Source organism: Actinomadura terrae, from assembly GCF_022751215.1.
GTDB classification, from domain to species: domain Bacteria; phylum Actinomycetota; class Actinomycetes; order Streptosporangiales; family Streptosporangiaceae; genus Spirillospora; species Spirillospora terrae.
Genome location: NZ_JAICDG010000005.1, coordinates 578,400 through 592,556 on the forward strand (window position 1 = coordinate 578,400; position 14,157 = coordinate 592,556).

Annotated in this window: 9 protein-coding genes; 6 read left to right on the forward strand and 3 right to left on the reverse strand. The window is 70.1% G+C overall.

All coding sequences use genetic code 11. The features are described from left to right. Positions 1 to 159: 159 nt before the first annotated feature. From K2F47_RS31655 to K2F47_RS31675, 5 genes are all read left to right on the forward strand, one after another. Entirely contained in the window at positions 160 to 1,188 is a 1,029-nt protein-coding gene (locus tag K2F47_RS31655) for an alpha/beta hydrolase (protein ID WP_242909603.1), read from the forward strand. A gap of 430 nt (positions 1,189 to 1,618) precedes the next feature. Next, complete coding sequence (locus K2F47_RS31660; protein WP_242909604.1) at positions 1,619 to 4,027, forward strand: M4 family metallopeptidase; 2,409 nt, start codon at positions 1,619 to 1,621, stop codon at positions 4,025 to 4,027. Between the two features lie 108 nt (positions 4,028 to 4,135). Further along, complete coding sequence (locus K2F47_RS31665) at positions 4,136 to 5,701, forward strand: M28 family peptidase (RefSeq protein ID WP_242909605.1); 1,566 nt, start codon at positions 4,136 to 4,138, stop codon at positions 5,699 to 5,701. Positions 5,702 to 6,073: 372 nt separating this feature from the next. Next, positions 6,074 to 8,221 carry a M4 family metallopeptidase gene (locus tag K2F47_RS31670; protein ID WP_242909606.1) on the forward strand — a complete coding sequence of 716 codons (2,148 nt, stop codon included), beginning with the start codon at positions 6,074 to 6,076 and terminating at the stop codon, positions 8,219 to 8,221. Positions 8,222 to 8,350: 129 nt separating this feature from the next. Continuing rightward, positions 8,351 to 8,827 (forward strand): hypothetical protein, encoded by a 477-nt coding sequence (locus K2F47_RS31675; protein WP_242909607.1) that lies wholly within the window; start codon positions 8,351 to 8,353, stop codon positions 8,825 to 8,827. Between the two features lie 3 nt (positions 8,828 to 8,830). Here K2F47_RS31675 and K2F47_RS31680 read toward each other — a convergent pair whose 3' ends face one another. From K2F47_RS31680 to K2F47_RS31690, 3 genes are all read right to left on the reverse strand, one after another. Further along, entirely contained in the window at positions 8,831 to 9,106 is a 276-nt protein-coding gene (locus K2F47_RS31680) for a hypothetical protein (protein WP_242909608.1), read from the reverse strand. 152 nt (positions 9,107 to 9,258) lie between these two features. After that, entirely contained in the window at positions 9,259 to 9,540 is a 282-nt protein-coding gene (locus K2F47_RS31685) for a hypothetical protein (protein WP_242909609.1), read from the reverse strand. Positions 9,541 to 9,629: 89 nt separating this feature from the next. Beyond that, positions 9,630 to 10,886: a helix-turn-helix domain-containing protein gene (locus tag K2F47_RS31690; RefSeq protein WP_272497694.1), complete on the reverse strand. Its 1,257-nt coding sequence runs from the start codon at positions 10,884 to 10,886 to the stop codon at positions 9,630 to 9,632. Positions 10,887 to 11,109: 223 nt separating this feature from the next. On the opposite strand from K2F47_RS31690, the gene K2F47_RS31695 reads away from it, so the two are divergent. Further along, complete coding sequence (locus tag K2F47_RS31695; RefSeq protein ID WP_242909611.1) at positions 11,110 to 14,076, forward strand: protein kinase domain-containing protein; 2,967 nt, start codon at positions 11,110 to 11,112, stop codon at positions 14,074 to 14,076. Positions 14,077 to 14,157 lie beyond the last annotated feature (81 nt).

Below are 14,157 nucleotides of genomic sequence, written 5' to 3' on the forward strand. Positions count from 1 at the left end.
CACCGCCCGGTAGTGGCAAATGACGACGAAGCGCGGCCGCGCCGGAACCGGCAAGACCCCTGCTCAGCGGGCCGCGATCCGCGCGGGCACCCGATGGCGCCCCGCCCCGGCCTGGGCTAGCGTCGAAGTGATCATCTGGCCCGCCATGAGGGAGTGCGCATGCTGCCGTGGTCCGCCGACTTCGCCGGCCGCCTGGAAGAGCACGTCGTCGGCAGCGAACTGCTGCGCGGCAACCCGCTGAAGGACCCGCACGAGCGCCCGCTGCTGGTGTACGTCCCGCCGGGCTACGACGACGACCCGGCGCGCCGCTACCCCACCGTCTATGTGATCACCGGGTTCACCGGGCACGTCGGGATCTGGCGGAACCGGATGCCGTTCCGGCAGCCGTTCCCCGAGACCGCCGACGCGGTGTTCGCCTCCGGTGAGGCGCCGCCCGCGATCGTCGTGTTCGTCGACGCGTGGACGGCGCACGGCGGCAGCCAGTTCGTCGACTCGCCGGGCACGGGCCGCTACCACTCCTACCTCTGCGACGAGATCGTCCCGTGGGTGGACGCGCGCTACCGGACGCTCGACGCGCCCGAGCACCGGGCGATCAGCGGCAAGTCCAGCGGCGGCTACGGCGCGATGATCACGCCGATGCTGCGTCCCGACCTGTTCGGCGCGCTCGCGACGCACGCGGGCGACGCGCTGTTCGAGTACTGCTACCTGCCCGACTTCCCCAAGTGCGTCCGGCACCTGCGCGGGTACGGCGGCGACATCTGGCGGTGGTGGGAGGACTTCAACGGCCGGGCGTCCTTCACCAGGCCCGAGGACATGGAGCTGCTGGAGATCCTCGGCATGGCGCTCTGCTACTCGGCGCGCGAGGACGGCACGCCCGAGCTCCCGTTCGACCCGGTCACCGGCGTCCTCCGGACCGAGGTGTGGGAGCGCTGGCTCGCGTGGGACCCGGTGCGAATGGTGCCGGACCACGCCGAGGCGATGCGGTCGCAGCGCGGGATCTGGATCGACGGCGGGACGCGCGACGAGTGGTACCTGGACGTGGGCGCCCAGGCGTTCCACCGGACGCTGCTGGACGCGGGCGTCTCCGAGGACGTGATCCATTTCGAGCTGTTCGACGCGGCCCACGGCGGCATCGACTACCGCTACCCGATCGCGCTCGCCTGGCTGTGCCGGCGCATCGCTCCCTGATCCCCGAAACCAGAAATCCCCCTTTATCACCCGACAGACGCCGAACCGATATGAAATCGAAACCGGTGTCGCACGATTCGACGGGCGGGAAGCCAATCGACAGGCGGTGAAGCCCAAGGGCGGCGGCGCGGTTCCAACGCTCCGACCCCACCCGATGGTTCCAGCGCACGGCGGGCCGGACAGGAAGACCGGTCCGCCGGTCGCCGCTGTCCAGGGACGTTTTCCGGGCCATCCATCATCTGACCCTGAAATTTTGAAAATCCAGTACCAAATGGATTCATTGACTCTTTTCACACGCCGGGGTGCACTTCGGGACAGCCCATCCGGATGAGTTCCCAGTCCTCGCCCGACGGACAGGGGTGTCGCGGAGCGTTCCAGCCAGGACGCCCCCGCGCTCCGCCCCGTCCGGGCACGTGGAAGGAGCACCCCTGTGAGACACCAGACCGCGTTCGGGGCGGCGGCACTGGCCGCGAGCCTCGCCGTGGCGATGTCCGCCCCCGCCACCGGTGCGACCACCCGCACCGCCCCCGCGGCCCCGGCCAAGCCGGACCCCCGCGCCGTGGCCGCCGCCGCGGCCGACACCTTCGTCGTCGCCAAGCCGGCCGCCTTCCGCACCGCCCCCAAGGACCGGATCATCCGTACGGGCGTCACCTCGGGCCTGCGCGGGCTCCAGCACGTCCAGTACCAGCGCACCTACGACGGCCTGCCGGTGTACGGCGGCGACTTCGTCGTGACGACCAACGCGTCCGGCGGCGTGCTGAGCACGTCCGTCGACCAGGGCGAGCAGCTGAACCTGCGCACCAAGGCGACGATCACCGCCGCGCAGGCCGCGCAGGCCGCGCGCGCGAAGGTCAGCGAGATCGGCACCGTGTCGTCGCCGCGGCTGATGGTGCTGGCCGAGGGCTCGGGACGTCTGGTCTACGAGACGGTCGTCAGCGGCCACCAGAAGCGCGCCGAGACCAAGCTGCACGTGATGGTCGACGCCAGGTCCGGGAAGGTCGTCAAGACCTGGGACGAGGTCCGCGACGCCGCCGACGACCAGAGCAACTACCACGGCACCGTCGACCTCAGCACGGCGGCGACGTCGATGACCGACCCGTCGCGTCCCGGTCACCAGTGCGGCGGTCAGGGCGGTTCCGCGTACACCGGCACCGACAGTGCCTGGGGCAACGGCAGCGGCACCAACCTGGAGACCGCGTGCGTGGACGTGCTGTACGCGGTGCAGAAGGAATGGGACATGCTCAAGGCATGGCTCGGCCGCAACGGCACCGACGGCAACGGGCGCGGCTTCCCCTCCCGCGTCGGCCTGAGCGACGTCAACGCCTACTGGAACGGCAGCTACACCAACTTCGGCCACAACCAGGCCAACAACAAGCAGGCCACGTCGGTGGACGTGGTCGGCCACGAGAACGGCCACGCCGTCTTCACCAACACGCCGGGTGGCGACAGCGGCGGCAACGGCAACGAGAAGGGCGGGATGAACGAGTCGGCCGGCGACATCTTCGGCGCGCTGACCGAGCACTACATCAACGAGCCCGCCCAGTACGACCCGCCCGACTACCTCGTGGGCGAGGAGGTCGACCTGGTCGGCCAGGGCCCGATCCGCAACATGTACGACCCCGGGCAGCTCGGCGACCCGAACTGCTACTCGTCGTCGATCCCGCGGACCGAGGTGCACTCGGCGGCCGGGCCGCAGAACCACTGGTTCTATCTGCTGGCCGAGGGCTCGAACCCGACCAACGGCAACCCGAAGAGCCCGACCTGCAACAACTCCACCGTCACCGGGATCGGCATCCAGAAGGCCGGCCAGATCTTCATGGGCGGCCTCAACCGCAAGGTGACGAACTGGAGCCACGCGCGGGCCCGCGTCGAGACGATCAACGCGGCGATCGAGCTGTTCCCGAACTCCGGCGCCGAGTGCGCGGCGGTCAAGGCCGCGTGGACCGCCGTGGACGTCCCGCAGCAGGGCGCGGAGGCGGCGTGCGCGCCGCAGGGCCCGGACTTCTCGGTCGCGCTGAACCCCGCGTCCGGCAGGATCGACGCGGGCGGCTCGGCGAACGTGACCGTCACGACGCAGACCACCGGTGGCAGCGCCCAGCAGATCACGCTGTCGGCGACCAGCACCCCGGCCGGTCCGACCGCGACGTTCTCGCCCGCGACCGTCAGCTCCGGCCAGCCGTCCACGATGACGGTGAACGTCCCGGCCGGTACCGCCGACGGCACCTACAAGATCACCGTGCTCGCGGACGGCGCGTCGGTGGACCGCACCGCGACCTACACGCTCACGGTCGGCACGAACCAGCCCGGCACCGTGTTCGCCGACGACTTCGAGGCCACCGGGAGCTGGACGGTCAACCCCGGCGGGTCCGACACCGCCACCGCCGGACGCTGGGAGCGCGGCGCCCCGCAGCCCACCAGCTACAGCGGCACGAACCTCCAGCTCGCCGCCGCGGGCGGCAGCAACACGCTGGTGACCGGCCCGCAGGCGGGCAGCGACGCCGGGACCTATGACGTCGACGGCGGCGTGACCACGATCCAGTCGCCGGAGATCACGCTGCCGGCCGGGACGCTGTCGCTGAACCTGTCCTGGTACTTCGCCCACCTCAACAACAGCGGCACCGACGACTACTTCCGGATCAAGGTCGTCGGCACCCAGACCACGACGGTCGTCCAGCAGACCGGCGCCGCGGCCAACCGCGCCGGTGCCTGGAAGACCGAGACGATCGACCTGTCGGCGTTCGCCGGCCAGAAGATCCGCATCGTGGCCGAGGCCGCCGACAACGGCACCGGCAGCCTCGTCGAGGCCGGGCTGGACGACCTCAAGATCACCAAGTCCTGACCGCCCCCCGCCCGCGGCCCGTGACGGGGGCCCGCTCCCCCGTCGCGGGCCGCGACATACGCACCCGATGTGATCACCGAATTCGCCCGACGTGACCATGGAGGAACCATGAGACCCCGCATCACGGCGGTCGTGGGGGCCTGCGCCCTCGCGCTGTCCGCCGTCATGCCCGGCGGTACGGCGTCGGCCGCGCCTGCCGCCGCGCCCGCCGCACCAGTTGCACCAGCCGCCCACGCCGGGGCGGCGCTGAAGTCACCCGACATTCCGCTGGCCAACGTCAAGGCGCATCTGGCGCAACTCCAGTCGATCGCGACCAGGAACGGCGGCAACCGCGCCCACGGCCGCGCCGGGTTCAAGGCGTCGATCGACTACGTCAAGGGCAAGCTGGACGCGGCCGGATACCAGACGCAGGTCCAGTCGTTCAGCTACAACGGCGCGACCGGGTACAACCTGATCGCCGACTGGCCCGGTGGCGACGCCAACGACACGCTGATGACCGGCGCGCACCTCGACAGCGTCACCGCGGGCCCCGGCATCAACGACAACGGCTCGGGCTCGGCCGCGAACCTGGAGGTCGCGCTCGCGGTCGCCCGCGAGAAGTACCAGCCGAAGAAGCATCTGCGGTTCGGCTGGTGGGGCGCGGAGGAGCTCGGCCTGATCGGCTCGACCCGCTACGTGGACACGCTGCCCGCCGCCGAGCGGTCGAAGATCAAGGGATATCTGAACTTCGACATGGTCGGCTCCCCGAACCCCGGCTACTTCGCCTACGACGGCGACGGGTCGAGCGGGGGCGGCGGCCCGGCGGGCTCGGCGGAGATCGAGCGGGTGCTGCGCGCCTACTTCGCCACGATCAACGTGCCGGTCGAGGACACCGCGTTCGACGGACGCTCCGACTACGGCCCGTTCATCGAGTACGGCATCCCGGCCGGCGGCCTGTTCACCGGCGCCGAGGACTACAAGACCGCCGCGGAGGCGCAGAAGTGGGGCGGGCAGGCGAACGCGCCCTTCGACCGCTGCTACCACTCGTCCTGCGACACCTCGTCCAACATCAACGACCCCGCGCTCGACCGCAACTCCGACGCCATCGCCTACGCGGTGTGGACGCTGGCCGGGGGCGGCGGCTCGCAGGAGCCGGGCGGCGAGACCGTCTACTCCGACGGCCTCGAATCCGACACCGGCTGGACGGTCAACCCCGGCGGAACCGACACCGCGACCGCGGGCCGGTTCGAGCGCGCCGCCCCGCAGGCGACCGCCTACAGCGGCACGAACCTGCAACTGGCCGCGTCCGGCGGCAGCAACGCGCTGGTGACCGGCGCCCAGGCCGGCACCGACGCCGGGTCCTACGACCTCGACGGCGGCACCACGAGCGCCCAGTCGGGGCCGATCGCGCTGCCCGCGGACGCGAAGACGCTGTCGTTCGCCTGGAACCTCGCCCACCTCAACAACAGCGGAACCGACGACTACCTGAAGGTGCGCGTCGTGGGGCCGAACGGCTCGACGACCGTCCTCGACCAGACCGGCACCGCGGTCAACCGCGCGGGCTCCTGGCAGACGCAGACGGCCGACGTCTCCGCCTACGCGGGACAGTCGGTCCGCATCGTCGTGGAGGCCGCCGACAACGGCACCGGAAGCCTCGTCGAGGCGGGCCTGGACGACATCAAGATCACCAAATGAGACGGCGTCTCACCACGTCAACCCGCAGATTCAGGAGATTTCAGAGCTTGACCGACAAGTATTGAAATTCCAGTACCAAATGGATTTGTTGACATCAACCAGCTCGCACGGTGAGCTTCTGGAACCAGCTCACCCGGTTGAGTTCAACGTCCACCAGCACCCCAACGGCGCGGGGCCCCAGACCCGCGCCAAGCGTCCCGTGCCCCCGCAACGGACGCTCGCGGATGCGGCCGCCCCCGCCCGGCCGCATCCGCGACCAGCCGACCTCGCGGGTCCACTCCTAGTCAACGCCGGGCGACAGCGGCGCCCGCGGCGACTCCCACAAGGACCTCCGCGGGCCAAGCGCCCCCGGCCCATGTAAGGAGCACCGCTGTGAGACACCAGACCGCGCTCGGGGCTGCGGCGATCAGCGCCGGCCTCGCCGTGGCGATGTCCGCCCCCGCTTCGAGCGCGAGCGCCCCGCCCGCGCCGCCCACCCCGTCCCCCAAGGCGGCCGCAGCCTCCGCCGACCGGCTGGTCTCGGCCGGTCAGGCACCCGTCCACGCGTCCCCCCAGGACAAGATCGTCCGACGTGGCGTCACGTCCGGGACCGGAGGACTCCAGTACGTCTCCTACGAGCGCACCCACGCCGGGCTGCCCGTCGTGGGCGGCGACTTCGTCATCGCCACCGACGCTGCCGGCAGGGTCCTCAGCACCTCGACCACCCAGACCGGCGAGCTGACCGTCTCCACGACGCCCTCGCTCACCCCGGCCAAGGCCGCCGCGATCGCCCGCAAGCAGATCACCAAGCCCAGGAGCACGACGACGCCGGCGCTGACCGTCCTGGCCGAGGGCAACGGCCGGCTGGTGTACGAGACGGTCGTCCGCGGCTTCAACCGCCCGCCGGGCTCGTACGGCTTCGGCCCGCACGGTTCCTACGGCTTCGGCCCGCACGGCTCGTACGGCTTCAGCCCGACCGGCTCCTACGGCTTCGCCCCGGGCGGCTCATACGGTTTCGCGGGTCCCCCCGGCTCGTACGGTTTCGCGGGTCCGCCCGGTTCCTACGGTTTCGCAGGTCCCCCTGGTTCCTACGGTTTCGCAGGCCCGCCCGGCTCATACGGTTTCGCAGGCCCTCCCGGCTCGTACGGCTTCAGCCCGGCCGGTTCCTACGGCTTCGCGGGCCCGCCCGGGTCATACGGATTCGCAGGTCCCCCCGGCTCATACGGCTTCGCGGGTCCCCCTGGCTCGTACGGCTTCGCGGGTCCCCCCGGCTCGTACGGCTTCGCAGGCCCGCCCGGTTCCTATGGCCTCGCAGGGCCTCCCGGTTCCTACGGGCTCGCCGGTCCCAGTGGCTCGTACGGCTACGGCCCGAACGGTTCCTACGGGGTGGCCGCCAAGCGTCCGACCCGGCTCCCCGAGCGTCCGTCCAAGCTGCACGTGATGGTGGACGCGAAGACCGGCAAGGTCGTCCGCACCTGGGACGAGGTCGTCAACGTGAACGACGACCAGTCCTACTACCACGGCGGCCGCACCAAGCCGACCCACATCGACACGTCCGGCTCCAACGGCCGGTACACGCTGAGCGACTCGCGCCGTCCCGGGATCAGCTGCGGCACCCAGGGCGGCACGCCGCTCAGCGGCACCGACGACGCGTGGGGCAACGCCGACGGCAAGGACCTGGAGACCGCCTGCGTCGACGCGATGAAGGCGGCGCAGGCCGAGTTCGACATGCTCAAGACCTGGCTCGGACGCAACGGCCTGGACGGCAACGGGCGCGGCTGGCCCATGAAGGTCGGCCTCAACCAGGTCAACGCGTGGTGGGACGGCACCGCCGCCTCCTTCGGCCGCAGCCAGAGTGGCACGCGCCAGGCCACCCCGACCGACGTCGTCGCGCACGAGCTCGGCCACGGCATCTTCCAGACCACGCCCGGCGGCTCGGGCAGCAGCAACGAGTCGAACGGCCTGAACGAGTCGACCGGCGACATCTTCGGCGCGCTCACCGAGTGGTACCTGAACGAGCCGAGGGTGGACGAGAAGTTCGAGGGCACCGTCGCCCTCCTGAACTACGATCCGCCGGACTACGAGGTCGGCGAGGAGGTCGACCTGGTCGGCTCCGGACCGATCCGGAGCATGTCCGACCCGACCACCGCCTCCAGCGAGCACCCGCTCTGCTACGGCCCCAACGTGCCCCCCATGGAGCCGCACGCGGCGGCGGCCATCCAGAACCACTGGTTCTACCTGCTCGCCGAGGGCTCCAATGCCAACGACCCGAAGAACGGTCGGCCGAACAGCCCGACCTGCAACAAGATGACGGTGACCGGCGTCGGCCTCAAGAAGGCCGGACAGATCTTCATGGCGACCCTCAACATGAAGACCTCCAACTGGACGCACACCGCCGTCCGCCGGGCCTCCCTCCAGGCCGCCCTCAACCTGGCGAAGGCGGGCACGCTGACGTGCGCCGACTTCACCCGGACCCGCGACGCGTGGAACGCCGTGAGCGTTCCCCGAGCCAGCGGCGAGCCCACCACCTGCACGGGCTGACCGCGGACGGCCGTACGGGACGATCTCGGCCCGTCCCGTGCGGCCGTCGTTCCCACGGGGACCCGCCCCCCGCCGGGCCCTCGGCGCCACCCTGTCCTCGGCGCCGAGGGCCCCTTAGCATTGGGCCGCATGACACGAGCGTTGATCATTTTGGCGGCGGCGCTCCCTCTGTGCGCCGCGCCCGCCGCGGCCTTAGCGGGCCCGTCGCCCTTCCCCCCGGACGCGTCCTTAGAGGTGGACGCCGGTCGCCCCGGTGAACGGGTCGAGGTGGTCTTCTCCGACTCCGGCGCGCACCCCAGACAGCAGTACGTGAACGTCCGCAGCCCCGCCTTCGAGTCGGACGACGTCGTCCTCGGGTTCACCGGCCGCAAGTACATCGGCTCGGCACACCTGCGCCGCGACCTCGAACCCGGCCGCTACACCGCCACGGTGACAAGCGTGACCAACCAGCGAAAGGCCACCCTGGAGACCAGGGTCGAAGTGATGGCCTCCGCGTCCAAGACCGAACACGGCTTCCTTGAGGGCACGGTCGCAGGCACATGCGGCGGAGCAGCAGTCACCTTGGCAGCCGTCTACCTCTTCCGACGGCGAAGAACCAGGACGTGACCGTCAACGCGTGAGCCGCCGAGCGACATGCAGATGCGGCTCAACCGTGTCGCGCGGCACGAACAGTTTGCACACGCGCCAGCGAATGATGCAGTTCCACCAGCCCGAAGAAACGTCATCACAATAGGCGGCGCCGACGATCGTGCGCGTCCTGACATCGGCGACGATGAAAGCCTCTTCATCACCGATGAACTCGCACTTACCGTCGATCCAGTACCTATCGTCCACCGGCTCCGGGCTTCGGGGGGTGAACCAGAGCGACGTCCAGGGATTGGGCACGAACCCGCCTTTCCTGCCAGAGGGACGCCGCGACCTGCGATGCCGTCCAGCCGCACGGAGTAAAAGCACGGCGGCGCGGGGCCACCGGGGGGAAGGACCCCGACGCCGCCGTGGTGAGCGCGACAACCCCGACCGCCGCACCCACGCCTGTGTCACTCACCAGCGTCGGTCCACACCACCGAGCCGCTACCCCCATCCAGCCGCGCCTCCCCCAACACGCGAACGTCCCGGTATTCGGCGGCCACGGGCCCCAACTCGACCTCCCGAACCACCCCGACCGCGCCAGGCGCACCCCCGCGAAGAGCGGCGTCAACCTCCTGAAAGGCGCGCTCGCGAACGTCGGTGACACCGCCCGGCCCAAGGTCCGGAGCTCGGACGTCCCAAGCGAAGATGATGGGAGCCCTGTGTCCGGGGGTGGCGATGAAGGCGTCCATCCGAGGTGTGGCGACCCTGTGTGACTCAACCATGACGGAACGCTAAACGGGGTGCCGACGGCCGAGGGACAGGGTTCCTGTCCCCTACTTCAGACGAGGACGCCGATACGGTCTGCCAGGTCTCGGGCGGCGCGGCGCAAATTGGACGGGCCGCCCGCCAGTTCCAGTGTCATGCGCTTGGCGAAGCCGTTGTAGCGGATCGTTTCCGGTGCGGCGGCGTAGGCGTCGTTCAGCGCGCCGAGCGCCGCGGGCGCGTCCCCGGAGAGCTGCCAGGCACGCGCCACCTCGATCAGGTGGCGCCCCTTACGCGGCTGCGACGGGATCGCCGCGCCCGCGAAGCGGGTCGCCTGCCGGTGGGCCTCGCCGCCCTGCCGTGCCTCGACCGCGACCGTGACCGCGTGCGCTCCCATGATGACCTGCGAGAACGACGTCATGGGCTCGTAGTGGCCGCCGGGCAGCCGGCGCGCGATCTCGTCGGCGCGTTCCCACCAACTCCACGCCGTCCCACGCTGGCCCGCGCACGCCGCCGTGTAGGCGGCCTCATAGTGCAGCGCCCCCCACAAAGCACGCAACTCCGTGGTGGCGGTCTCGACATGCGGTTCGAGTGTTTCGAGAGCCTGATGGTTGATCGCTTCGGCGGCGTCGTAGTCGTTCACGTCCCGGTGCGCCTGGACCGCGAGCCACACCGCCCCGGCGAAAGCGCTCGGGTCCTCGGATTCCTCGGCCGCCATGATGCCGCGCTCAGCGACGCGCCAGAGCAGGTCGGACGCGGGCTGGTAGGCGAGGAAGAACTGCGCGAGGTTGTACACCCCGGCGAGGAGCGCCAGCGCCCGGCGCCGGTCCGCCCCCTCATACGCCCGGACGGCTCGCCTCGCGTCCCGGATCAGATCCGGCAGGAGCGCACCGAGAACCGTCCGGTGATCGGGGGCTGCGTGCCGGGCCCGCCACGCCGCGTCGAGCCGCACCTGAAGGTGCCCGAGGGGCGGCGGCCCGTCCCCCATCGGCACGGCAATGGCGTTGATCGCGTCCCGGACGGCGGGCAGGGCGGGATGCCCCGGGCCCCGGAACATCGTGACCGAAATCTCGCGTCCGCCCGTGAGCTCGGCGATGTCCCGGACCTTCAGGGCCTCCGCCAAAGTGAGCAGCATGGGCAGCTTCGGCTGCTGGATCTCGCCCCGCTCGACCGCCTTCACCCAGCGGGTGCTCTTTCCGACCAGCCCGGCGAGGACCTCCCGCGACATGCCGCGCTTCCGCCGACAGGACTGGATTCGCTGACCGACCGTCGGACCTTGATCTGCGGAAGAAGAACCACCATCGCGCACGGGCCCGCACCTTCCGTGAGACATCGCGACCTCAGCGTAAGGCGGCCGACCTCGTCCCGTCACGAAATCACGGGGAGCCACCTCTTCGCCGGTGGTGCGACCAATTGGCGCAGATCGACCGGGGCATCCGGTGTACCGGCACGTCAAGCGCAGCTTGGTGGTCATGCAGTCACGGAGGCTGAAGCCGGACGCCGTGCCGACTCTGTTTTCCTGTCGCACTCCGAGCGGGCGGGTTACGGTGAACAGCATGGAGCGGGCCGTGCTGGCGGGCCGCTACCGGCTGGACGGTCGTCTGGGCGGCGGCGGGATGGGCGAGGTGTGGCGGGCATTCGACCAGGTTCTGGGACGCCGGGTCGCGGTCAAGGTGATCCATGCTGAGCTACGTGACGACGCGGGGTTGGCCAGGCAGGCACTGGGCCGGTTCCGGCGGGAGGCCACGGCGGCGGCGGGGCTGAACCATCGCAACATCACCATGGTTCACGACTTCGGCGAGCATCCCTACACCGATCGCGACGGCAGGGCCCGGCTCCTGCCGTTCCTGGTGCTGGAACTGTTAGCGGGCAGGGATCTGGGCTCGATGCTGGAAGAGGCCCCTGCGGGGCTGCCGGTCGGCGAGGTTCTGGACTACGGCATCCAAACGTGCGCCGGACTGGCAGCGGCGCACCGTGCCGGTGTCGTGCACCGTGATATCAAGCCCGCCAACCTGATGCTGGTGCCGGACGGGACGGTCAAGATCTGCGACTTCGGCATCGCCCGCCTTCCCGACGTCACGATGGGCCTGACCAGCTACGGCGTGCCCATGGGCACGCGCGGCTACATGCCTCCCGAGCAGGAGCTGGGCAGGCCGGTCGACCAGCGGGCCGACTTGTACGCGCTCGGCGTGACCCTTCACCACCTGCTGACCGGCGCGAATGGGGCCGATGGCCCGCCCGCCGTTCACCGGACCGGGATCAGCGAAGAACTCGATGACCTCCTCAGCGCCATGGTCGCCACGGCTCCCGAGCGGAGACCCAGGTCCGCGGATGAGGTGGCCGAGCGCCTCCAGGTCATCGTGCCGGATGCTCCGGCAGACCGGCGGCACGTTCACGGTCTGCCGCTCCGAAACCAGTCCCGCAATGGCGCACCAGCCAACAGCATGCGGCCACCCGTGATGTCACCGAAACCACGTCGGCCATGGCCGGTGCCGCAGCAGTTACCCGCTCCCAGCTCAGTGTTCGTCGGTCGCCAGGACGCGCTCAACGTGCTGGCCGGGCTGTTGCCCGTCGACGGCGTATGCGAGGCGGTGGTGATCTCGGCGATCGCCGGAGGCGCCGGGATCGGCAAGACCACCCTTGCGGTGCACTGGGCGCACCAGGTCGCCGACCGTTTCGCCGACGGGGCTCTGTTCGTCAACCTGCGCGGCTACGACCCGGCCGAGCCTCTCCACCCGCTTCAGGCCTTGGACGGCTTCCTGCGCGCGCTGGACGTGCCCGCCAGCAAGATTCCGGACGACCTGCACGCCCGGTCTGCGCTGTTCCGTACCATCCTGGCCGGCCGCCGGGTCCTGGTGGTCCTGGACAACGCCGCCGACGCCGACCAGGTCCGCCCGCTGCTGCCCGCCACCCCCGGCTGCCTGGCACTGATCACCAGTCGCAGCCATCTGGCCGGGCTCACCACCCGCGAAGGAGCCCACCGCGTGCCCTTGGACGTCCTTCCCCCCGACCAAGCGGTCCACCTCCTACGGCGCACCATCGGCGCCGATCGAGTCGACGCAGAACCCGAGCAGGCCCACCAACTGGCGAGGCAGTGTGGTCACCTCCCGCTGGCCTTGCGCATCGTTGCCGACCGCGCGGCCGGCGACCCACACCTGAGACTTGCCGACCTGGTCGCCGAACTCACCGATGAACGTCATCGGTTGGACGCCCTGGCCACCAGCGACGACCCCACCACCTCGGTACGGGCCGTTTTCTCCTGGTCCTACCGCCTCCTGCCGAAGTCCGCCGCGCGGGCATTCCGGCTGCTGGGTCTCCACGCCGGTCCGGACATCTCGCTGCAAGCCGCCGCTGCCCTTCTCGACCTGCCCACCACCCGGGCCCGCACGGTCCTGAGCATCCTGACCGGCCAACATTTGCTGCAACACAGTGGACGCAACCGCTACCGCTTCCACGATCTGCTCGCCGTCTACGCGACCGAACGCGCCGCCCAGGACGAGACCCCCCGCTCCTGCGACCAGGCGATCGGACGGTTGCTCACCTGGTATCTCCACACCGCCCATTCCACCCGCTGTCTCCTCCTCCCGCACGGTAGGCGAATTCCACTCGACGAGATAAGCGGCAACGGGCCACCACCGGCGAGCTTCGCCGGCGGCAGCGAGGCGTTGGCATGGTTGGAGGAGGAGAGGGCGAACCTGGTGGCCGCGACCCGGCAGGCTTTCAGCCTGGGCGATAACGTCACCGCGTGGAAACTCGCGAAGGCACTCAGTACTTTTCTCTTCCGCAGGGCGTACGCCGACGATTTGCGGGTCGTCTCGGACATCGGTCTTTCGGCAAGTCAACACCTAGGCGACAAGACTGCGCACATGCTGATGCTGATCCTGCGCAGCGAGCGACTTCACGAGCAGGGTCGCCACCGGGAAAGCATAGAGCCCGCAGCTGAGGCGCTTCGGCTAGGCCGCGAGATTGATGAGCCCGACCTGGAGGCGTTCGGTAACGTCGTGATCGGGCGCGCTCACATCGCACTCAGCGAATTCGACCAGGCGATGGGCTGCCTAGAGCAAGCACTGCCGATCTTCCAGGCCATATCCGAGCGCCGTGGGGAGGGCATAACCTTGACCAACCTCGGCGCCGCCCATCTTGGGCTCGGACAACTCGACAGCGCCATCGCCTGTAGCCGACGAGCTGCGGCGATTCTCGAGGAGACGCAGAACTCCGACGGCCGGGCGATTGCCTTGCGTAATCTCGGCAAGGCCTACCGCAGACAAGGGCGGTATGACGAAGCAATGCGCCAGTACCAGAAGGCACTAATCCTGCTGCGTGAAGTTGGATCCCGACGAGAGACCGGAATCACCCTCGCCGAGCTGGGGGATTTCTACCTCGCCGTGGGCCAGGTCGACCGGGGTCGACAGTGCCTGCAAGAGGCGCTCACCATTCTCGCCCCGCTCGATTACTCGGGTGTGGATGAGATTCGCGACCTCCTGGCGGCCAATGCACTCAAACCCGACACAACGGCTCCGTAACACCCCCCGCCGCGTAAGGCGCGGGCCTCTTCCAGCGACGGGCCGGGTAGCCGAGTCCGAGCGCCAGCGGGTCCATCGCGC

What these genes read in the sequence shown, in the direction of transcription:
- K2F47_RS31655 (WP_242909603.1), top strand. Translation starts at nt 160, where the DNA reads ATGCTGCCGTGGTCCGCCGACTTCGCCGGCCGCCTGGAAGAGCACGTC.
- K2F47_RS31665 (WP_242909605.1), top strand. Translation starts at nt 4,136, where the DNA reads ATGAGACCCCGCATCACGGCGGTCGTGGGGGCCTGCGCCCTCGCGCTG.
- K2F47_RS31675 (WP_242909607.1), top strand. Translation starts at nt 8,351, where the DNA reads ATGACACGAGCGTTGATCATTTTGGCGGCGGCGCTCCCTCTGTGCGCC.
- K2F47_RS31685 (WP_242909609.1), bottom strand. Translation starts at nt 9,540, where the DNA reads ATGGACGCCTTCATCGCCACCCCCGGACACAGGGCTCCCATCATCTTC.
- K2F47_RS31690 (WP_272497694.1), bottom strand. Translation starts at nt 10,886, where the DNA reads ATGTCTCACGGAAGGTGCGGGCCCGTGCGCGATGGTGGTTCTTCTTCC.
- K2F47_RS31695 (WP_242909611.1), top strand. Translation starts at nt 11,110, where the DNA reads ATGGAGCGGGCCGTGCTGGCGGGCCGCTACCGGCTGGACGGTCGTCTG.